General features: G+C 64.0%; 1 pseudogene. It reads left to right on the plus strand.

Annotated features, from left to right (window positions below):
• Nucleotides 1–195 (plus strand): annotated as a pseudogene (locus IG178_RS24405) (AAA family ATPase); the annotation flags it as partial.
• Nucleotides 196–303 lie beyond the last annotated feature (108 nt).

Raw genomic sequence — 303 nt, forward strand, 5'->3', positions numbered from 1 at the left:
AAGACCCTCGACCCCGACGACTTCACCGACGCCCAAGCCATCGCAGCCATCGCACGGATCACCCGCGGCAACTTCCGGCTCCTCGAACGCCTCTTCCCCCAGATCCAGCGGGTCCTGAAGATCAACGAACTCGACACCATCACCAACGACGTCATCGAAGCCGCACAGAGCACCCTGGTCATCGGTGTCACCTGACCCCGCCACGAAGCGACCGAAGAACCCCGCCATTCAGCAGACGAAGTCACAGGCGTTGTACTCGAGCGCCGTGCGCTGCTCGTGCCAGGCCAGGTCCGGCACGAACCG

Origin of the sequence: Neoluteolibacter marinus (genome assembly GCF_014904755.1) — a bacterium.
Lineage (GTDB): Bacteria > Verrucomicrobiota > Verrucomicrobiia > Verrucomicrobiales > Akkermansiaceae > Haloferula > Haloferula marina.